Below are 20948 nucleotides of genomic sequence, written 5' to 3'. Positions count from 1 at the left end.
CGGGTCGTCGGGGACCGCTTCTTTCCGTGGCCGTCATCCGGTGCGCCACCCGTGTGCCGGCCCGCCGTGTTCGCCTCGGTATTGCCAGGCTGATATCCGCGGGTTGTTTCCGCAGGACCCGTTAACCGCAGCATGGGGATAGCAACCAGACATGCTGCCTGCTGGCCCAGGCTGACGGGACGGGGTGGTCCTCCGGCGTGACAGAGGCTTGGAAGGGTTGTTCCTGGTCCGCGCCGGATTACAGATGTGTTGCCGGTCCACAACTGGCCGGACCGCCCGCGGCATAGACGCGTGGCCCCGGAATTCGTGATGCGCGTCAATGCGACACCCGATAGGGAAGCGAAAGTCCCGACGCCTCGGGACTTCTCGGTCCGGCATGGTCCATCCGCATGACGGAGGTGCGAATCCATTGATCGCCTCCGGCCCTATGCCCTAGCGTGGTAGGTACGAGCAATATCGTCCACAACAACTGGAGGATTTCCCATGGATGCACGCGACCCCAACACCCCAGAATCCGAAGGCCAGCTTTCGCTGGACAACCCGGTGAACCGCCACCCCAAGATCTCACCTCCCAAACAGGACCAGCCCGAACCGGGCCTTGACGCCAAGCTCGAACCCGCAGCGGACCATGGCGAGACCTCATACATCGGCACCGGACGCCTGAAGGGACGCAAGGCCCTGATCACCGGTGGGGACTCGGGCATCGGTGCCGCCGTGGCCATTGCCTTTGCACGGGAGGGTGCGGATGTTGCCATCGCCTACCTGCCGGCGGAAGAGGAAGATGCACGGAAGATCATCTCGGTGATCGAGACCGCGGGCCGAGTCGGCATTGGCCTGCCAGGGGACCTGCTCGACGCCGAATACCGCAATTCGTTGGCGGACCAGGCCGCGGAGAAACTCGGCGGCTTGGATATCCTGGTCAACAACGCCGGAAAACAAATCGCCATCGAAAAGCTCGAAGACCTCGATGACGAGCAGGTGATGCAAACCTTCCAAGTCAATATCCTGGCGATGTTCACGATCACCCGCGCGGCGCTCAAGCATCTCCCCGATGGCGCCAGCATCATCAACACCACCTCGGTGCAGGCCTACGACCCCTCACCCACGCTTTTGGACTACGCCTCGACCAAGGCCGCGATCAATGCGTTCACCAAGGGGCTCGCCGTGCAGCTGGCACCGCGCGGGATCCGCGTCAATGCCGTGGCGCCCGGTCCGATCTGGACCCCGCTGCAGGTGTCCGACGGGCAGCCCAAGGACAAGTTGCCGAAGTTCGGACATAATGTGCCGCTGGGACGCGCGGGCCAACCCGTTGAGCTGGCTCCCGCCTACGTCTTTTTGGCGTCGGCCGAATCCAGCTACGTCGTCGGAGAAACCCTCAACGTCAACGGCGGCAAATCGACCCCCTGATGCGGCACTTCGCGGGGCCGCACAGGTCGGGTCCCGCGGAATCCAGCCGGCCACTGATTTCGAGTCGATTCGCTCCCGAACCAGGAGGACACCATGGGATACGGGCACGATCCTTTCGAGGAGCCCGAGCGCGGAGACCGGAGCCACGAAAACGATGCACGGTCTGATGAGGGCCGGGAGCAAGGCGATGAAAACATCCTGGAGCGGGACAACAACGATCCACTGGATCTTGAACCAGATGATCCGGAATGGTCCGACGTTCCCGCGGCGCTACACGCTCAGGAAAGGCGGCGGCGGGATCCGGCTCCGGAGAAGGCCACGACAACCACCAACAAGACAGACAGGGAGAAGCTGATGGGCGAGAAATCCATTCCTGAAAAGAACACCGGCAAAAGAGCGAACGAGCAGGAGGACGAGACCAAGACGCACAATGCCAGCACGTCCAATCCGGACCCGGTGGAGCAAAAAATCACCGGCCTGGAGCCAGGCGGAGGCGTCCCTCCCGGGGAAACGCCGCCGGGTGAAGGTTCGATGAGCCAGGACCAAGGACACGACGAATAGTCCTGCCAAAGCCATAGCCAAGATAGCGACTGTGATTTGGGGCGGTCCAGGTGCGGCGCGTTAACGCCGGACCCGGACCGCCCCTTTTAATACGCGCCCCCGGGCTACAACTCCACGGTGTTCGAATCGCCGGGGGCAGCGCCCTTCCCGGTGACCTTTTGCTTGATCCAACTGGCAACCAGGGTGGCCGCGCCACCTGGGTTCTCCCAGTATTCGGCGGACTCGGACTCGACGTGCAACAGGACGGTAGCCAGCGAATCGGGTCCCTCCGGAGCGAAGGTCTCCACCATCGAGTTCCAGAGTTCACGCTTCTTCTCCACCTCGTATACCACCGTTCCTCTGCCGCTGACCGAGACCCACTTTTTGTTTCCCGCGAAGGCGACGTTGACTTCACCGTGCGTCTTGACCTCGCGGACGATCTCCGAGTCGGCAGGGGAGAAGAACCACATGTCACCGTCTTCCTCGACGTCCATCACGGTCAGTGGACGGCTGAGCAGGCCGTCCTTGCCATGGGTGGTGAACATACCGATACGCACGTCATTGATCATCTCGATAACTTTGTGTACTTCTTCGTTGGCCATGCTGGAACTCCTTGGGGTGCGCCGGTTTTCAGGGTCCCGCTCAACGATACCTATTTTCTCTGGGGATGGAAGGAATCTGCGTGCCGGCCCCCGGGCCTCGAAGCCTCGGATGAAAACTTGCTGCCAGCGTCCGTCCCTGCGGCGGTGATATATCCGGCCGCGCCGCCTCAGACAGCGAGGAACTCCACGGCGGCGTCCTTGAACTCCCGGCTGGTCACGGCGTTGGCGTGGTCGCGTCCGGACAGCCACAACACGGACTTCTCGGTGTTGCGGCTGGCGAGCAACTCGGTAAGCCACGGCATCAACCAGATCGATTCCGCTCGCCTGATCAGCTGGGGACAGAGTCGTGACGCCGTGGTCCATCAGCAGGTGCAGCAGGTCCGCGCGCATCCGACTTGGCGTGTAAGCGTCCAGGCAAGCACCCGGTGCCTGCCCCAAGGCCATTGCCTTGATGCGCGCTTTTTTGTAGTCTGAAGGTGGTTCAGCAGCGGGCCATGGTTTTCTCGAACGGAGCAACCCATGAAGCTGTCCAGCGATACGCAATCTACCGTACTCGTTGTTGAACTTCTGCCCTCGAGCCTTCGGGCCTCGGGATCGTCGATTGGGCCTTGGGCCCTCCGCCCTGCGGTCAGGGGAGGGTGGTGATTGGTATGCGGGTTATTGAAAACAACCAGGAATTGCGCCGCTACCAACTCTTCGAAAAGGGCGATCTGGTTGGCTTTGCGCAATACAGCATGCGCGACAATGAGCTGTGGTTGCACTACACGCAGCTCAAGCGCCGCCACAAATCCGAGGAACTCGTTGAGCTGCTGTTTGGGCACATCCTCGACGATGTGCACCGCAGGCGATTGGCCATCATGCCGTTTTGTCCGGCAATGCGCATTTACATGGCCGCGAGGCCGGAGTACACCTACATGGTCCCGGAACATTGGCAGCGCCGGTTCCTGTCGTTGCCGGAGACCCCGCACCGGTGCTTGGACCGAGTCCGATACACCGGTTCGCCCAAGCGGCGCAGCACCGCCACCGTCGAACGCCCGGTGGTGCATCTGCCCTTGGCCCCCGGCTACAATCCGGGCAGCACCGCGTCGGCGACGTTCCTGGACGCGTTGCGCGGCACATAGCCACACGCGCGCTGGCTGCTGGCGGCGCGCGTAAGAGGCCCCCGGAAGCGATCCCGATCGCCCTTCCGGGGGCCTCTTGCCGTGGCCTTCGACGAATCCGACGATGGCAGGCCCCTAGTCGGGTGTCTGCCCGATGCTCGGCGAGCAGCTGTTGAGAACCTGAAATCACGTGGGACATCTCGTCCGTGGATGCCAGATTTGGGAACGAATGCAGGCATCCCGTCGGAAATCCGGCCAAGGCGCCTGGTGCACAGAAGCGCCCAAGGAATTCAAGCCGATACCGAGCTGCTATTCCACATCCGGAAACGTCAAGTAACTCGATGATTGGAGTACCGCCCGGAAGCCGAGACCAAGTGCCTCTTCTCCGCTTCTTCAATGTCCGCATAGAGCCAGGATCCCTCCGTTCGTGCTGCCTGCGGTTGGGAGACCCTCCCCTGAAAAAGATTTTGGTCTATTTCCAATCCGTGTCAGCCACGGCACCGAATGCCTTGTGACAGCCCGCACCACTCAGGGTCGGGGAAGTGCGGCAGCCCACGGGTCGCCGCCAGGCAAGGAGAATGACATGAAGCGCATGAACAGCAAGTTTGTTGGAGCACTTGGACTGATTGCAGTTGCCACCGTGGGACTGACCGCCTGCTCCTCGGGAACCGAATCCAGCTCCAGTGAGTCAATGGCTCCCTCCAGTGCATCCTCGGCACCAAGCAGCTCATCGATGGCCAGCGAATCGCCCAGCTCATCGGCCATGGACCCGGCAGCCAACCTCGTTGGCGCGGGTTGTGCCGATTACGCCAAGGCAGTGCCGAGCGGCGAGGGATCGGTTGCCGGTATGGCCAAGGATCCGGTAGCGGTGGCAGCCTCCAACAACCCGATGCTCAAGACCCTGACCGCTGCAGTGTCCGGCGAGCTGAATCCCAAGGTCGATCTGGTTGACACGCTCAACGGCGACGAGTTCACGGTCTTCGCACCGGTCGACAAGGCCTTTGCAGCTCTTCCGGAAAAAGATCTCAACGCCGTCGTCGCCGACGCGGATATGCTCAGCACCGTGCTGACCTACCACGTGGTCCCCGGCCAGATCCAGCCCAGCGACATCGCCGGAACCCACACGACCGTCGAAGGCCAGGATCTAAAGGTCACCGGCAGCGGTGACGAGCTGATGGTCAATGACGCCAACGTGATTTGTGGCGGCGTCCAGACCGCCAACGCCACGGTTTACCTCATCGACTCCGTCTTGATGCCCCCGGCCAAGAAGTAATAGCCGCGAGCACCGCAACCGCGGAAATCGGTCTGCCAGGGGGTTGGTGCATGAGGGAGATCCCGCTCATGCATCAGCCCCCCTGCGTGTGTCGGGGCACGGGCTCCGAGGGGCTGGACGCGTCGAGACTTATCTTCTCGACGCACCAGGAGATAGGTCGGGTGGAGTTTGGAATGCATGAGACGCTTTACGGTATGAGTTCACATCGACTAGGTGAAACGGAACTGATGTCCGTTCCCACCCCCGAAGACCTGATGCTCCAGGTTGCCGAGGGCAACGAGAGCGCCTTTGAAGAACTCTACGATCGACTGTCTGCCCAGGTCTTTGGCCTCATTCGACGCGTCCTGAAGGACGAGGCACAAAGCGAAGAGGTGACCCAAGAGGTCTTTGTGGAAGCCTGGCAACAGGCCGCCCGCTACGACGCCACCCGGGGCAAGGCCATCACGTGGCTGTTGACCCTGGCACACCGGCGGGCCGTTGACCGAGTTCGGGCCAGCCAGGCCAGCAAGGATCGTGACTTGCGCCAAGGCATCAAGGAATTCCAGGCAAGCTACGATGACGTTGAAGAGACGGCCATCCACCACGATGAAAGCCGCCGAGCAATCCAGGCCTTGGAACGGCTCAGCGAAACGCAACGCGATGCCATCAGATTGGCCTATTTTGGTGGTTACACCCACCTTGAGGTGGCTGAAATGCTCGAGATTCCGGTGGGGACCGCAAAAACACGAATACGTGATGGCATGAACAAACTTCGAACCCTGATGGGAGTAGCGTGATGGACAAGCACAAGAACGAGCTGACCGGCAGCTTCGCCCTGAACGCGCTGGGCGATGCGGAACGCGACGACGTGCTCCGCCATGCCGAAGACTCCGAAGCTGTCCGCGAAGAACTGGACGCCTTACAGGAAACTGCAGCCCTGCTCGGCCTCTCGGCGAAGCCCGTTGCTCCCCCGGCACGGGTCAAGGCAAACATTATGGCCGCAATCCGCAACACCCCGCAGCTTCCTCCTGCCGAGGCTCAGACCGCAGTCCCGGCCCACCACGAGGCCGAAGCGGTGTCCCCGGCACACGATCCACAGCCCCTGCAGCGCGCCGAGCCACTGCCGGCCCCACCGGTGCCAGCAGAAACCACGGCGAAGCCGAAGAACCAGCGGATGTTCGCCTTGGCTGCCGGCGTGCTTTTGGTGGCCGCCGGGGCATTGGGCGGTGTGGTGGTCAACCAAAATGCACAGCAGCAAGAACTTGAGGAACGCCTGGCGGTGCTGAGCACCCAGCAATCAGAACTCACCCGCATCTTGACGGCCGCCGACGTCCGGTCCAAAACCCAAGAAATCGATGACGGGGCCAGGGTCACCTTGGCCTATTCCGCTGCCGAAGGGGCCATGGCTGTGACCACGTCGGGATTGCCGGCCCTGCCCGGTGACAAGGGATACGAACTCTGGCTGATCTCGGGAACCGGGGCGGTCTCGGCTGGCATGCTCGATGGAACCCAGAGTGATGGTTTGGTGATGGTTGCTGGTTCGATGGAGGGCGTGACCCACTTCGGCATCACCGTGGAACCTGCCACCGGCTCCCCTGCTCCAACCACCGATCCGATCTTGGTCCAGGAACTCTAGCAAACCGCACGACTTAGCCCCGTTGCCATCCAATCCGCAGGTCGTCTCGTTCCGAATACGAAGTGAATGGTTGCTCCTGGCAAACGCCGAGGAGGAAACAGCACAACGTATCGGCAGGTGACCCCATGAACAAGAGTCCAACAACAAAACTGCGGGATCTGGGAGCCTTCGGGCTTTCAGGTTTCACATCGGCAGCTGTACTTTTTGCCGTGGCACAATTGGCGTCGGTCTTTTTCGCCACCGCTTCGGCACCCTTGGTGGCCATGGGTTCGGTCTTCATCGATCTGACACCGCCTTGGCTGAAGGACCTCGCCATTGCCACCTTCGGCACCAACGACAAATTGGCACTGTTCATTTCCTTGGGCATCGTTGCCGCCATCGCAGCTGTCGCGGTCGGGGTGCTGGCCACTCGTAGTTTCCCCGTCGCGGCCGGAATCATCGTCGTGCTTGCCGCAGCCATTGGCTCGGCCGTGCTGTCCCGGCCCGCCACCGGGCCAGTCGATCTGACTCCCATCATTTTGGGTGCGGTGTTTAGCGTGCTCACCCTGCGCTGGCTGATCACGCTGGCGGCCAGGGCCAGGTCCCTGGATCCGGATCCGGGCCCCGCACCGGGCGCCTCCCGCAGGAACTTTCTGCTCGGCACCACCCTGGCCCTGGTGGGTGCGGCAGTGGCCACCGGAGTCGGCAAATCGCTGGCCACGGTGCGGAACGTGGCCGATTCGGCCCGTTCCGCCCTCGGATTACCTGCGGCCAAGGTCCTGGCGACGCCACCACCTGTGGGGGCGCAGGTCGAGGTGGCTGGCATCTCGAAATTCATCACCCCCAACAAGGATTTCTACCGGATCGATACCGCACTTTCGGTGCCACGCATCGATCCGTCCGAATGGTCGTTGCGGGTCCATGGGATGGTCGAAAAGGAATTCACCATGAGCTTCAACGAACTCCTGGGCGAGGACCTGGTGGAAACGTATCTGACCTTGACCTGCGTCTCCAACCCGGTGGGTGGCCAATTGGTGGGCAATGCCAAGTGGTTGGGCTACCCGTTGCGCAGGCTCCTGGAGCGTGCAGTGCCCCTGGAGGGCGCGGACATGGTCCTGTCAACGTCCATCGACGGTTTCAGTGCCTCGACCCCGCTTGAGGTCCTCACTGATGAGCGCATGGCCCTGCTGGCAGTGGGCATGAATGGAGAGCCTTTGCCGCTGGAGCACGGGTTCCCGGTCCGCATGGTGGTTCCTGGTCTCTACGGATATGTGTCGGCCACTAAATGGGTGGTTGATCTTGAGGTCACCCGCTTCGCCGACAAGGCTGCGTACTGGACCACGCGCGGCTGGGCAGAGCAGGGGCCCATCAAGTTGTCCTCCCGCGTGGATGTGCCACGGTCCTTTGCCAGCGTCCCGGCCGGAAAAGTGGTCATGGGCGGAACCGCCTGGGCCCAGACCAAGGGAATCTCAGCGGTCCAGGTCCAAATCGACGAGGGGGAATGGAAGGATGCCGAGCTGGGGGCCGAAGCATCCCTCGACACCTGGCGCCAGTGGCGCTACGTTTGGGAGAACGGCGAATCGGGTAACCACACCGTCAGCGTGCGCGCCATTGATGGCCATGGCGAAATTCAAACCAGCGAGAAAGCCGATCCCGTCCCCAATGGTTCCAGCGGCTGGCAACGCGTCCAGTTCTCCGTGGAATAGGCGACGGAGCGTCTCGAGCCTCGGCTTGGATCTCTGGATAGGGGGGGGCAGCTGCAGAGGCGTTCGTCTGTATTCCCCCCCGCATCCGGCCGGGAATCGGTCCCCGGCGGCGCCTCTGCCAGGGGGTGTTCCCCGGCGGGCCAGCAGGGGAAGGAGCGTTGCTTCACGGCGCTGGGACGGCCGGGCGCCGGCCCAAGGCCGTGTCCGCTACACCGGTTCCCCCCCAAGCGCCCCGGCCGCCCGCCGTTTAAGTGACAGGCGCCCAATGCCGTCCACCGCGTTCACAGACCCGGGGATTACCACCCGAGGCCGCTGGGGTGTTCGATTCACGATGCCCGGGTCGCAGCCAAAACCTCACCTGCAGGGGGCCGTCCACGATCTGTGACACCTCCGCGAACCTTCCGCCCCCGGGTGTCGCAGATGGCTTTACCGAGCGGTGAGCTCTAGCTCTCGCATTCGACGCAGATCTTCACTCCGCCGCGCTCCACTGCCACCTGTGAACGGTGGCGTACCGTGAAGCACTCGCCGCAGATGAATTCATCTGCAGCCTCGGGGACGACCTCTACGACCAGCTCGTCGAGCACAATCGCTCCGGGCAGCTCCTGACCTTCGGAAAGGTCGGTTTCTTCCAGGTCGGACTGGACACTCTTGGCGCTGGGTGCGTCGATTTTTTGGACGGACTTGAGCACCCGCTCAGATGCCTCGGCAACGTCTGGTCGGACCTCATCATAATCCTGGGCCACGGCAATTCCTTTGGTTGGTGCTGGATAGTCACGAAATACTAGGCACGACAGGCACAATGAAGCAAACCCGATCACCGTGGGCGTAACGAAGCGCACCGGAAGGTGTGGCGGAATCGGGGTCGAAAGCAGCAGAGAGAAGCCCTGGCACAGCCACCGATCGGCCCTCCGACGCCGGCACGTGGCCGGCGTCGCAGAGATGCTTAGGAGGTCGGGGAATCGAACCGCGCCCACACCCGGTGCGAGGCCAGCAGCGCTGCCACCAACTCCACGGCTTCCTCCACCCCGGCTGGCAGCACCCCGGCGCTTTCGGCGGGAATCCCGGCATCAGGGAACCGAAGCCCCACCCCGTCCAGCGCAACGATCGCCTTGGATTGCCGGTAGGCCTCCTGGAGCAGCAACACGAACCGCGGGTCGAGATCTTTGCCGCCTTCGGGGGTGGGGGCACCGGCCTTGGTATCGCGATCCACCCGGGCACCGTCCGACGGGGACAGGACATCTGCTATCACCAAGGCGTCGAACTCGATGGAGCGGGCCGTGAGCAACGTCCTATCCACCGGTGACCCGTCGGCCAGCGTGCCACCGACCGGCGCGACCAGCAGCGGCCGCATGCCCGCCAGGTTGGCGTCCGCCACCAAGCGCTCGATCACCGCGGCGTCGGTGCTGTGGCTTGCCACGATCCCCACCACCCTGCCCTCGACCGGCCAGCTGCCCCCGAGCTGCGAGACCGAGGGGCACAGTGCCGCGTCGGGCACCTCGGTGTCAGCCTCGGGTACGGGCAGGCCCAGTTCCCCTGCCACTGCTGCACACAGCTGGGCATCGATGTTGGCCAGAGCCTGCACTTGCCGCGCCCGCACCGTTTCGCTGGCGCATTTGCCCAGTTCAAAGGCGTAGGCCTGCTGCACATGAAGCTGCTCCACGGTGGCCAAGCTCCGGTAGAACATCCTGGCCTGGCTGTAGTGGTCGTCAAATGACACCGGGTTGGCGCGTTCCTTGACGGACTCGGCGACGCGTTCAGGGAAGTCGATGAACGGCAGTTCCATGTTCCCTCCCTCCCCGGCCATGAACGGGCAGCCACCGTCCAGCGAGTTCGGATGATACGGAGCGATGCCCTCGTGGATGTATGTCTGGTGCATGCCGTCGCGCAGCATGTCGTTGACCGGGGCGTGGGGCAGGTTGATGGGCAGCTGGGAGAAGTTCGGGCCGCCCAGCCGGGTCAGCTGCGTGTCGATGTAGGAAAAGAGCCGGCCTTGGAGCAGCGGGTCGTTGGTGACATCGATCCCCGGCACCAGGTGCCCGGGGTGGAAGGCGACCTGCTCGGTCTCGGCAAAGTAGTTCGACGGGTTTCGGTCAAGGACCATCTTTCCCACCATCGTCACCGGTGCCAGTTCCTCGGGGACAAACTTGGTGGGATCGAGCAGGTCGATGCCCTTGAACATCTGCTCCTCATTGTCCTCAAACACCTGCAGGCCCAACTCCCATTCGGGGAAGGCCCCAGCCTTGATGGCCTCGGAGAGGTCGCGGCGGTGGAAATCGGGGTCCGCGCCGTTGGTGAGCATGGCCTCCTCCCACACCAGCGAATGCACCCCGAGTTTGGGCTTCCAATGGAACTTGACCAAGGAGGTGGACCCGTCGGGGCCAGTCATCCTGAAGGTGTGCACCCCGAAGCCCTCCATCATCCGGAAGGACCGCGGGATGCCGCGATCGGCCATGAACCACATGGTGTGGGCCTGAGCTTGGGTGTGCAGGGAGACGAAGTCCCAGAAGGTGTCGTGGGCGGATTGGGCCTGCGGGATCTCCAGGTCCGGGTGCGGCTTGACCGCGTGCACCACGTCGGGGAACTTGATGCCGTCTTGGATGAAAAACACCGGGATGTTGTTGCCCACCAGATCAAAGACACCCTGCCCGGTGTAGAACTTGGTGGCGAACCCGCGGGTGTCCCGCACGGTATCCGCCGAACCGCGCGAGCCTGCCACGGTGGAAAACCGGACAAACACCGGAGTGTTGGCGCCTTCGGCCAGGAATTCGGCGCTGCAGATCTTGGAGCCGGTGCCGTAGCTGGTGAAGATGCCGTGTGCCCCGGCCCCGCGGGCGTGGACCACCCGTTCGGGGATCCGCTCATGGTCGAAGTGGGTGATCTTCTCGCGCAGGTGGTGGTCCTGGAGCAGGACCGGTCCGCGTGGCCCGGCCTTCAGCGAATGGTCGGTGTCTTTCAGGGGTGTGCCCTGGCTGGTGGTCAAGGCCTTACCTTGGGGGTGTCCCGGGTCTGCGTTCGGGTTTGCCTTCTTGGGCTGGGTGGGTTCGGGGGTTGGGGTGCTCATGCCAAATCTCGCTTTCGTTCGGTGCCCGCACCGGGCATGATCGATGAACTTGGACCTGCGGACGGCGAAGCACGCTCCACAAAATGAACGTGACTCGTTTCACGACGCCGCCACACCTACCGTAGGCCCGGCTCCCCTGCCCAGGTCAAGGTATTCGCATGCCGTCCGGGGAGGGATTTCTGGCACCACTGCCCTCGCCTGCGCTGCCGGCAACCCCGCGCGGCGGGCCCACCGCAATGGAGTTTCACCGCGGTCCGTGATCCAGGGCACCTATTTACGGCCTCGCCACCAGGTTTTCCGGCGTGCCTCCCGTGGCCCACGCTGCGACCTGGCGCTTGAGCAGCGCGGTCATGCGCGGCAGGAAGGCCTCGGTGTTCCCCCCGTTGTGCGGGATGATCAGCGCGTTGTCCAACTCCCAGATCGGGTGGTCGGCCGGAAGCGGCTCGGGGTCAAAGACATCCGAGGCGCAGCGCAACCGTCCGGTCGCCAGCTCGGCAACCAATGCGTCGGTGTCCACCACCGGTCCGCGGGCGACGTTGACCACCACCGCGCCATCGGGCAATCCGGCCAGCAGCCCGGCGTCCACCAGATGGTGCGTGCCGGCGTTGTGCGGAACGATCAAGATCAGCACCTCGATATCCGGGGCATGGGCTGCCAAGTCTTCGACCGCCAGAATTTGGCCATGCTCATCGGTGCGGGCGCGGGTGCCAAAGCGTTTCAGCTGTACTTCGAAGGGCTCGAGCCGCTTGCGGATCTCCTCGCCGATGCCGCCCACACCCACCACGGCGACCTTGCGGTCGGCCAACCCGGGCCAGCGCTGCGGGTTCCAATGAGCTTGACTCTGATCGCGCACCGACTCCCCGATCCCGCGCAACGAGGCGATCGCCAAACCGATGGCCAGTTCCGCCGTCGAGGCGGCATGAACCCCTGCAGCAGTAGCTACCCCGACCTCCGGACCCACCAGCTCATGGATTCCGTCGTACCCGGTGGTCTGTGTCTGCACCATCTTCAGGTTCTTTGCCCGGCGAACGCCCTGCAGGGCGGAGAAGTTGGCCATGTAGGGAAAGACCGCCACGTCGATGTCATCGAGCTCCACACCCACGGGGTCCCCGCCAAGGTCCCAGACACCGGCACTGATCCCCTCGGGCAACGGTCCGACGGCTTCAAGGAGCTCGGTACTGGGGAAAGTCACAACGCGCATCTGCTTCATACTCTTCAGCGTATGGCCCGGTCACTGGCACCCTCAAGGACAAAACGCTGCCCCCACCCAAATGACTGTCTATGTGACGCGACGTGGCACCACTCCCCTATTGATCACATCGGCCCATCTCAAGATCGCTTTTGTGACCTCAATCGCAAAGCTGGGTTTCGGTTTGCAATCGGCCGTCAAGCTGGTAGAGTTTCATGTCGTTGCAGAGCGCGGGAGCCACGAACTTCCAGCGAAACAACAAACGCACTCCTAGCTCAATTGGTAGAGCAACTGACTCTTAATCAGTAGGTTTCGGGTTCAAGTCCCGAGGGGTGCACATACAGAAAAGATCCGGCTTGCCACAGCAAGCCGGATCTTCTGTTTTCACCGGAACGACTGCCCTTCGGCCACCTCAGAAGGCGCGAGGCGGGCACCCTGCCAATCACCCCGCCCTCGGCATTGATCGCTTCGCTTCCCAGCTCCCGTTCTCGGTGGCACCAACCACCTCCCTTCCGGATGATGCCCCGGTGAACCTGCTACTGTTCGATTAGATCCGCCGGCTCTCTTGCACAGGAACGCGTCCCGCGGACCGGAACATTAGCTACCCGCGGATCAACGCACGACACGAGCCGCACAATGGCCAGCAAGGGAGGCAAAGCGTGACTCACCAGCTCACAGCAGATACGAACACCACGATATTCACCATCGGCCACTCCACCCGCGAGTTTGCCGAGGTCCTGGAGATGCTGCGCTCCCACCAGGTCACCGAGCTGGTGGATGTGCGTTCCTATCCATCCTCACGAAAATTCCCGCAATGGAACCAAGCCGCCATCGAAGAAGCCCTGCCGGCGGAGATTGGCTACCGCTGGATCCGTCAATTGGGCGGCCGCCGACACACCCCGGCGGGCACTCCTACCCCCAACGGCGGCTGGCGGGTCAAGGCCTTCCGCGACTATGCCGACTACATGGCCACCGGCGAGTTCGACTCCGGGCTGGCCGAGCTCCTGGATCTGGTGCGAAACGGTGTGCCGGCCATCATGTGCAGCGAGGCAGTGCCGTGGAGGTGCCACCGCCGGTTAATCACCGACGCACTGCTGAACGCCGGGGCAGAAGTCTTCGACATCATTTCTCCCTCCTCGACCCGCACCTCGGACATGACACCCTTCGCGCAGGTACTCGATAACCGCATCATCTACCCCGCACCCGCGAAGGACTAGTTATGGACCCCGTTGCCGAAGTGCGCGCCTTCGTTCTGGGAATCCCGCCCGGGGAGGTCGCCACCTATGGAGAAGTCGGCCGCGCCGTGGGGCTGGGTCCCCGACAGGCCGGCCGAGCCGTCGCGCGTCTTGATGATGATGTGCCGTGGTGGAGGGTCATCTACGCCGATGGACAACCCGCCACGTGTCACCACGGCGGGGCCCGCGCGCTGCTCGAATCAGAAGGCGTGCCGTTCCATCAGGACCGGGTTGACCTGGCCGGGCTTCGAACCACCAAGGACCGCTGAGCGCCTGCCGCTGGGCACCATCCACTTGGCACCCAACCCCTGAGCCATTGATGAATCCACCAGCCACGAGGTCCCGCTGGAGGGGAGAAAGCCAACCCGGGCAGCAGACTACCCAGAAGTGTGGGCACCATCACCATGGATGTTTTCTCAGCAAAAAACCTTAAATATCCCCTTTCTCGGCAAAAGTTGTCCCAAAAACCGCGCAATTCCGCGCTTTTTGATGCGCGCGCAGACCAATGGGTACAGATTTTATCTTTGCGTCGTTTTCTGGTTATGATTATCTGCGTCGCAAGGACGGGCCCCGCATGGGGCGCTGACCAGTGCGGCTTAGCACTCCTAGCTCAATTGGTAGAGCAACTGACTCTTAATCAGTAGGTTTCGGGTTCAAGTCCCGAGGGGTGCACCATCCGGAAAGACCCGATCTGCCCCACGGCAGGTCGGGTCTTTTGCTTTGCGCCGCCGCTTCGGGCCCCCAAGTGTCGGTGGCGCGCGGTAAGCTCCGGATCCAGGACGAACAGCTGGCTTCCTTCCTGCAAAACTTCTCCCACCTGACCCGCATGGCCTCCCAAGCCTCCGACGTCTTAGGAGGCACACCGTTGCTTCCGGTCCTGGCCGCGCACCTGGGCACCGCGCACCTGGGCACCGCGCCCGGCGCCCTGCCGGTGGTCCTGGAATCCTTTGCCGCCCACCGTCTGGTCGACGCGTCAGGGATCATGGATTCCCTGCTCGCGGACGATCCCGCTTCCCGAGTGCACGGCTTAGCCGGACAACAGCGCCGCCATCTGGAACTCTCTGACCTTGTGGCCAAAACGAGATGCAATCCGGTTGGCTGGGCGAGCCCGACTACAAGACCGTCTCGGTGGGACCCGATGTTCAGAAACGCATCGTCTCCGGCCTTTACCTAATCTCCCGGGCAGGGAATCCGCTGGTGGCGCTGCTGCGCCAGGCGAATCCGCAATACGGACGCAACTCGGTCACCTTGGAGGTCATGGGAGCCAACCCCGCGGCAGTTGATGACTTCCTCAAACATTTAAAGACCGGTCTACGCGAGAACAGCATCTTCCGTGGCCATGTCACTTCCTTCACGCTCAGCGAATATTCCTCCTCGGCCGCGGGAATCACCTTTCATCACCGCATTCCCGTGGCGAAAGAGGACGTGGTCCTGCCCGACGGAACCCTTGAACGTATCTCCGCCCAGGTGCTCGGCGTCGGGGAGCACCGCGAAAAACTCCTCGCACACGCAGCGCACCTGAAGCGCGGAGTGCTGCTTTACGTCCCTCCAAGCACCGGGAAGACCCACACCGTGCGCTATCTGGCCGCCGCCGCGGCCGGACACACCGTCATCCTGCTCTCGGGCAACACCCTGGCCTACGTGAGCGAGGCCGCACGCATGGCCCGCGCCTTGGCGCCGGCCATGCGTGGTGCTCGAGGACTGCGACCTGATCGCCGAGGACAGGAGCTTCGGGCACGGCCCACAACCTCTGCTCTTCGAAGTCCTGGACGCCATGGATGGTCTGGCCACCGACGCGGACGCGGCGTTCCTGCTCACCACCAATCGGATGGAACTGCTCGAACAGGCCTTGGTCCAACGTCCCGGCCGCGTCGATTTGGCCGTCGCGGTGCCACGCCCGGATCTGGCTGCACGCCGGGCGCTGCTGGAACTCTACGGACGCGGGCTCAAGCCCTCGGCTCAGGCCATCGCCTCCATTGCCGAGCAGATCGAGGGAACCACCGCCTCGTTCGCCAAGGAACTGACCCGACGCGCCATCCTGCTGGCAGCCGTAGCCGGCGAAGAACCATCCGACACCCACTTGAGCGCGGCCGCCAACGAGCTCATGTCCGATGCCGCCACGCTGACCCGCAGCTTGCTCGGTGGTACCGGAGAAAATGATGAGGACCAGGAGCCACCCGGCGGCGAGGCCGGCTTCGAGCCGGGAATCGCTCCGCCGCAGTTCGTTTTACTGACAGCTACCAAAAACAGCACCTCACCGGCCACGCGGTCCCCACTCTGGCAACGACACACCCGCTGGCGATCGAGTTTTCCTGCTCTGCCGACACCACGGCCCGCCGCATATTGGATAGGCTCTTAGCTAGTGACCCATCCACCCTTCGATCCGCCCGAACCCTGTCACGGGCCCGGATTCCTAGCAGTAAGGAAATACCCACATCCATGAGTGAGAACTCCACCGAAGCCGTCCGCCTCGCCGCCGGCGACCAAGCACCCGACTTCACCCTGACCGACGCCCGGGGCCAGGAATTGGCCCTGTCCTCGCTGCGCGGGAAGAAGACCATCGTGTACTTCTACCCGGCCGCCTCCACTCCGGGCTGCACCAAGCAGGCCTGCGACTTCCGCGATTCGCTGGATTCTTTGACGTCCGCCGGCTACCAGGTCGTGGGCATTTCCCCCGACGCGCCGGCCAAGCTGGCCAAGTTCACCGCCAAGGAAGAACTGACCTTCCCGCTGCTGGCCGACGAGGACCATGCCGTCGCCGCCGCTTATGGCGCCTGGGGCGAAAAGAAGAACTACGGCCGCACCTACGAGGGGCTGATCCGCTCGACGATCGTTCTTGACGAGCACGGAGTCGTCGAAGTGGCCCAGTACAACGTGCGCGCCACCGGCCATGTGACGAAGTTACGGCGTGATCTGGGCCTCGAGCAGAAGTAAAGTTTCGCCCAAAACCCGTTAAGCGATCAAACGAGCCGATTTTCTCCGCTAGACTGATTCCTGCCGAACTTCGAAAGCAGTTCACTGCCTTGCGAGCGTGGCGGAATTGGTAGACGCGCTGGATTTAGGTTCCAGTGTCTTCGGACGTGGGGGTTCAAGTCCCCCCGCTCGCACACATCAGCCCGCCGGGAGCCCATGGCCCCGACGGCATCGCGCAGGGCCCCCGGTCGATTCCGGGGGCCCTGTTCGTTTATGACAGCAGGTCCATGGCCGTCCAGGGCCGGGGTCCCAAACTATCGAGGAGTCCTTGGTGCCACGCCAGACGCACAGCCCGGAACCCCCCAGGGCCAACCGCCGCACCTTCCTGGCCGGCGGTTTGGGACTCGCCGCGCTGGCACTGACCGGCTGCATCCCCAAGGAAACCCCAGCACCCTCCACCCCCACGGCCACCGACGAACCGGTGATCCGCACCTTTCACTTCGGCTCCGCTGCTGACCCCGCCACCCTTGATCCGGGAATCTCCGGGGACAATGAGACCTTCCGCATCACCCGGCAGATCTACGAGGGCCTCATTGGCGTGGACCGCGAGACCGGAGCCCCCGTCCCGCAGCTGGCCACCGACTGGATCGTGAGCCCGGACAGGATGCAGTACACCTTCATCCTGCGTCGCGGGGTTACCTTCCACGACGGCACCGATTTTAACGCCACGGCGGTGGTGGCAAACTTCGAGCACTGGGTGGCACTGCCCCCCGATGTGCGCTCCAACTCGGACCAAGGCTTCACTCAGGTCTTTCGCTTTAACGATCAGCTACCCAAACTCCCTGACACCATTCCCGAGCCGAAGCCCGAGACCGACTCCAACGGGAACGACATCGTTGATCCGCAGGCCGAGGCACACCATGCGGCCCAAGAAGAGCTACTTGAATCCCTGCGCTCACAGATGGCCGCCGACCCCTTCACCGGTGCCACCACCGGCGGGAGCGCCAACTACTTCGGTTCCATCGAGGCCGCCGACACCCACACCGTGGTGCTGACGCTGCGCAAACCCATCACCGGGCTCATCGAGGCGCTCACGCTGCCGGGCCTGGCCATGGCCTCTCCCACGGCACTGGCTGCCGCTCCTGCCTCCGGGACCGACACCTCGGCGCTCTCCGCCCACCCCGTGGGCACCGGGCCCTACAAGTTCGTTTCCTGGGAAGACGGGGCCATCACGCTCAGCGCCTTTGGCGACTACTGGGATGCCAAGGCCATTGCGGCCAACTCCACCTCACCCACTGTGGTGATCTTCCACGAAATCCGCAGCCCCTCGGGGCGGCTGGGCGCACTGGGCCGCGGAGACATCGACGGATTCGATATGGTCGCGGTGACCGGGCTGCGTGAATTGGTCCGCGAAGGAAAACTGATCGTGCAGCGCGACCCCTACTCGGTCACCTACTTGGGCATGAACCGCTCCAATCCCTGGCTTGCCAAGGACGGGTTCCGCCGGGCCATCGCGCATTCCATCGACAGGTCCAAGCTCATTGAGCAGTTCTTCATCTCCGGCACCAAGGAGGCCCGCGGATTCCTGCCGGCCTCGCTGGGCATCAAGGCCTCGGACACCTACTTCGGCCCTGACCTCAACCAGGCCAAGGAACTGCTCGAGAAGGTCGGCTACGACGGCACCCCCATCCCGTTCCTGTACCCGCTGAACATCTCCCGGGCCTACCTGCCGCTGCCCGCACTCATCTATGCGGAGATCTCCCGGCAGCTGGCCCTGGCCGGCATCAAGCTCCAGCCCATGCCCGTTGACTGGACCGATGGGTATGTGGCCAAGGTCCGCTCCGGGGAGATTCCGGGTCTGCACCTGCTGGGTTTCAACGGCGGCTACCGGGACCCGGACGACTTCATGGGTGCGCTGTTCGCCTCGAACAACCGGCAGTTCGATTACGACTCCGCCATCCTCAACGCCCAGGTGCTACTGGCCCGTTCGATGCCCTCCGGGCCCGAACGCATCACCGCCTACGAGGGTCTGGCCAACACGCTGGCCCGGGATCTGCCGGCGTTGCCGCTGGCTTTCCCGATTTCCGCGCTGGCGTTCAACGACACGGTGAAGAACTATCCCTCGTCCCCGGTGCTGGATGAAGTCTTCTCCGATGTGAGACTGAACACTTAATACCATTGCTGTCAAGCAGCCAATTTCATCCAGACCCCCGCATCAAGCTAGCCTTGCGTAGAGTCTAGAAGAACTTTCAATGGAGAACCCCCTCGTGCCTTCTGAATCCACCAGCCAATCGTTCGACGTCGTCCTCATCGGCGCCGGAATCATGAGCGCCACGCTCGGTACCTTGATCAAGCAGTTGGAGCCGGGGTGGAGCATTGGCCTTTTCGAGAATCTGGACCAGGCTGGCCTCGAATCCTCGTCGCCTTGGAACAACGCAGGAACGGGCCACTCGGCCCTCTGCGAGCTGAACTACACCGCCCCTGCCGCGGACGGATCCGTTGATCCGGCCAAGGCCATCGGCATCAACGAGCAGTACCAGGTCTCGCGCCAGTTCTTCTCGCACATGGTGAAGAACAAGCAGGTAGGCGATCCGGCCAGCTTCATCAATCCGCTGCCGCACATGAGCTTCGTCATCGGCGAAGACAACGCCAAGTACCTCAAGACCCGCTACGAGGCCCTCAAGCCGCAGACGCTGTTCAACGAGATTGAGCACACCGAGGACTTGGACACCATCAAGTCCTGGACCCCGTTGGTGGCCCAGGGCCGCGATGGCTCCGTACCGGTCGCCGCATCCCGCGTCATCTCGGGCACCGATGTCGACTTCGGGTCTCTCACCCGCCAGATGACCCAGAGCCTGTCCACCGACGGCGTCGAGGTCAACTTCGGCCACCGCGTCACGGGCCTCAAGCGCGACAGTGCCGGCTGGAACCTCGATGTACGCAACAACGTCACCAAGGCCAAACGTTCGGTCAAGGCCAAGTTTGTGTTCGTGGGTGCCGGCGGCGGCGCCCTGGGCCTGCTGCAGAAGGCTGGCATCGACGAAATCAAGGGCTTCGGCGGCTTCCCGGTATCCGGGCAGTTCCTGCGTTGCACCGACGATGCCATCATCGATCAGCACCACGCCAAGGTCTACGGCCAGGCCTCGGTAGGCGCCCCACCGATGAGCGTCCCGCACCTGGACACCCGCTTCGTCGACGGCAAGCGTTCGCTGATGTTCGGCCCCTATGCCGGCTTCTCCACCAACTTCCTGAAGACCTCCTCGCTGTTGGACCTCCCGCTGTCCATCCGCCCGCACAACATCCTGCCGATGCTGGCTGTTGGCAAGGACAACCTGGATCTGACCACGTACCTGATCAAGGAAGTGCTCAAGTCCCGGAGCAAGAAGGACGACGCCCTGCGTGAGTACCTTCCCGAGGCCGTGGGCGAGAACTGGGAATTGATCACCGCTGGACAGCGTGTCCAGGTCATCAAGAAGGACGCCAAGAAGGGCGGCGTGCTGCAGTTCGGCACCGAGGTCATCACCTCGGAAGACGGCACCATCTCCGGTCTGCTCGGTGCCTCCCCTGGCGCCTCGACCGCTACCCCGATCATGATCGGGCTGCTGGGCCGCTGCTTCCCGAAGCAGTTCGCTTCCTGGGAGTCCAAGCTCAAGGAGATCATCCCGTCCTACGGCGTGAAGCTCAATGAGAACCCCTCGCTCTACGCCGAGGTGCGTGCAGAGACCGATAAGGTCCTCAAGCTCTCCTAGAAAGCAGCTGCATCTCGCCGGCCTCTGTGCCGGAGAACACCGAAGCCCGGTTCGTCGTCCCCCTCTCATATTGAGTGGAGGGATCCTGGAACCGGGCTTCTGCTTTCCCCTCCCTTCCTGTGGCACCACCCCTGGCACAGGGTCCACATTCTGCGTCCATGCCCCAATTTTCCCGCCGTATCGTTCCCAGGCAGGGCTCATACGCGCATTGAAGCACCCCACTTCCCTCGCCAAATCCGTGCCACGCGCCCTCGTTGGGGACACGAGTTCGTGCGTCATTCCGTTCCCGTTCTTTACGGCCCCTTTACAGCGGCTTGAATAGGCCGCACAACAATGGCTTCAATACTTGGGATGTATTTACATTTATGAGATTATCTCTGGGTCTTGACCACGTCCGGAGTTTGCTAGTCGACTTGGGGAGACCGAACCAGCCGCACTCGGATCCTGAGGAAATCGTGCTAAACCGCGCCATCACGACTTCTGGTCGGAATCCATCGAATCAGAGGCCGAAAGACCTCTGATCTCGCGCCGAGCCTTCGGCATCACGCTGGGGGCCTCGCTTGTCCTGGGCACCGGCGG

At 63.1% G+C, this 20948-nt stretch carries 19 protein-coding genes and 3 tRNA genes; 17 read left to right on the top strand and 5 right to left on the bottom strand.

What is annotated here, in order from left to right; translation table 11 throughout:
• Window positions 1-483: 483 nt before the first annotated feature.
• Both ADIAG_RS04865 and ADIAG_RS22620 read left to right on the top strand, forming a co-directional pair.
• Entirely contained in the window at window positions 484-1407 is a 924-nt protein-coding gene (locus ADIAG_RS04865) for an SDR family oxidoreductase (RefSeq protein ID WP_007270199.1), read from the top strand.
• A gap of 354 nt (window positions 1408-1761) precedes the next feature.
• Window positions 1762-1968 (top strand): DUF6480 family protein, encoded by a 207-nt coding sequence (locus ADIAG_RS22620; protein WP_223178809.1) that lies wholly within the window; start codon window positions 1762-1764, stop codon window positions 1966-1968.
• Window positions 1969-2072: 104 nt separating this feature from the next.
• On the opposite strand, the gene ADIAG_RS04855 is transcribed toward ADIAG_RS22620, so the two are convergent.
• On the bottom strand, window positions 2073-2549 hold the full coding sequence (locus tag ADIAG_RS04855; RefSeq protein WP_007270197.1) for a pyridoxamine 5'-phosphate oxidase family protein: 477 nt from the start codon (window positions 2547-2549) through the stop codon (window positions 2073-2075).
• Between the two features lie 167 nt (window positions 2550-2716).
• Complete coding sequence (locus ADIAG_RS22350; RefSeq protein WP_007270196.1) at window positions 2717-2851, bottom strand: hypothetical protein; 135 nt, start codon at window positions 2849-2851, stop codon at window positions 2717-2719.
• A 348-nt stretch (window positions 2852-3199) separates the two neighbouring features.
• Between ADIAG_RS22350 and ADIAG_RS04850 the strand changes: the two genes are divergently transcribed.
• From ADIAG_RS04850 to ADIAG_RS04830, 5 genes are all read left to right on the top strand, one after another.
• Window positions 3200-3670, top strand: a complete 471-nt coding sequence (locus tag ADIAG_RS04850; RefSeq protein ID WP_007270195.1) for a GNAT family N-acetyltransferase — start codon at window positions 3200-3202, stop codon at window positions 3668-3670.
• A 562-nt stretch (window positions 3671-4232) separates the two neighbouring features.
• Window positions 4233-4922, top strand: coding sequence for a fasciclin domain-containing protein (locus ADIAG_RS04845; protein WP_007270194.1), 690 nt, complete (start codon window positions 4233-4235; stop codon window positions 4920-4922).
• Between the two features lie 227 nt (window positions 4923-5149).
• The gene (sigK, locus tag ADIAG_RS04840) at window positions 5150-5698 is read left to right on the top strand and encodes an ECF RNA polymerase sigma factor SigK (RefSeq protein ID WP_043473326.1); all 549 of its coding nucleotides are present in this window, start codon (window positions 5150-5152) and stop codon (window positions 5696-5698) included.
• Window positions 5698-6537 carry an anti-sigma factor gene (locus ADIAG_RS04835; RefSeq protein WP_007270192.1) on the top strand — a complete coding sequence of 280 codons (840 nt, stop codon included), beginning with the start codon at window positions 5698-5700 and terminating at the stop codon, window positions 6535-6537. Before sigK ends, ADIAG_RS04835 begins: the two co-directional genes overlap by 1 nt.
• Window positions 6538-6662: 125 nt before the next feature.
• Complete coding sequence (locus tag ADIAG_RS04830) at window positions 6663-8222, top strand: molybdopterin-dependent oxidoreductase (protein ID WP_007270191.1); 1560 nt, start codon at window positions 6663-6665, stop codon at window positions 8220-8222.
• Between the two features lie 443 nt (window positions 8223-8665).
• Here ADIAG_RS04830 and ADIAG_RS04825 read toward each other — a convergent pair whose 3' ends face one another.
• From ADIAG_RS04825 to ADIAG_RS04815, 3 genes are all read right to left on the bottom strand, one after another.
• The gene (locus ADIAG_RS04825; RefSeq protein ID WP_007270190.1) at window positions 8666-8965 is read right to left on the bottom strand and encodes a DUF4193 family protein; all 300 of its coding nucleotides are present in this window, start codon (window positions 8963-8965) and stop codon (window positions 8666-8668) included.
• A gap of 200 nt (window positions 8966-9165) precedes the next feature.
• Window positions 9166-11283, bottom strand: a complete 2118-nt coding sequence (locus ADIAG_RS04820) for a catalase (RefSeq protein WP_007270189.1) — start codon at window positions 11281-11283, stop codon at window positions 9166-9168.
• A 274-nt stretch (window positions 11284-11557) separates the two neighbouring features.
• A complete protein-coding gene (locus ADIAG_RS04815) occupies window positions 11558-12484 on the bottom strand; it encodes a 2-hydroxyacid dehydrogenase (RefSeq protein WP_007270188.1) in 927 nt (308 codons plus the stop codon).
• A 252-nt stretch (window positions 12485-12736) separates the two neighbouring features.
• On the opposite strand from ADIAG_RS04815, the gene ADIAG_RS04810 reads away from it, so the two are divergent.
• The 10 genes from ADIAG_RS04810 (at window position 12737) to ADIAG_RS04755 (ending at window position 20369) form a co-directional block, all read left to right on the top strand.
• Window positions 12737-12809: transfer RNA gene (locus ADIAG_RS04810), tRNA-Lys, on the top strand.
• A 322-nt stretch (window positions 12810-13131) separates the two neighbouring features.
• Window positions 13132-13689, top strand: coding sequence for a DUF488 domain-containing protein (locus tag ADIAG_RS04800; RefSeq protein WP_007270187.1), 558 nt, complete (start codon window positions 13132-13134; stop codon window positions 13687-13689).
• A gap of 2 nt (window positions 13690-13691) precedes the next feature.
• Window positions 13692-13976, top strand: a complete 285-nt coding sequence (locus ADIAG_RS04795; RefSeq protein WP_007270186.1) for an MGMT family protein — start codon at window positions 13692-13694, stop codon at window positions 13974-13976.
• Window positions 13977-14306: 330 nt separating this feature from the next.
• Window positions 14307-14382, top strand: a tRNA-Lys gene (locus tag ADIAG_RS04790).
• A 76-nt stretch (window positions 14383-14458) separates the two neighbouring features.
• On the top strand, window positions 14459-14881 hold the full coding sequence (locus ADIAG_RS20750; RefSeq protein WP_152426051.1) for a hypothetical protein: 423 nt from the start codon (window positions 14459-14461) through the stop codon (window positions 14879-14881).
• A gap of 513 nt (window positions 14882-15394) precedes the next feature.
• A complete protein-coding gene (locus tag ADIAG_RS04775) occupies window positions 15395-16066 on the top strand; it encodes an ATP-binding protein (protein ID WP_007270184.1) in 672 nt (223 codons plus the stop codon).
• An 80-nt stretch (window positions 16067-16146) separates the two neighbouring features.
• Window positions 16147-16641: a thioredoxin-dependent thiol peroxidase gene (gene bcp, locus ADIAG_RS04770; RefSeq protein WP_007270183.1), complete on the top strand. Its 495-nt coding sequence runs from the start codon at window positions 16147-16149 to the stop codon at window positions 16639-16641.
• A gap of 91 nt (window positions 16642-16732) precedes the next feature.
• Window positions 16733-16814, top strand: a tRNA-Leu gene (locus tag ADIAG_RS04765).
• A gap of 137 nt (window positions 16815-16951) precedes the next feature.
• Window positions 16952-18793 (top strand): ABC transporter substrate-binding protein, encoded by a 1842-nt coding sequence (locus ADIAG_RS04760; protein WP_007270182.1) that lies wholly within the window; start codon window positions 16952-16954, stop codon window positions 18791-18793.
• Window positions 18794-18872: 79 nt separating this feature from the next.
• A complete protein-coding gene (locus ADIAG_RS04755) occupies window positions 18873-20369 on the top strand; it encodes a malate:quinone oxidoreductase (protein ID WP_007270181.1) in 1497 nt (498 codons plus the stop codon).
• The last annotated feature ends 579 nt before the right edge of the window (window positions 20370-20948 follow it).

This window comes from Paeniglutamicibacter gangotriensis Lz1y, assembly GCF_000348945.1.
Taxonomy (GTDB): domain Bacteria; phylum Actinomycetota; class Actinomycetes; order Actinomycetales; family Micrococcaceae; genus Paeniglutamicibacter; species Paeniglutamicibacter gangotriensis.
This window is presented reverse-complemented; position numbering and strand designations above follow the sequence as displayed.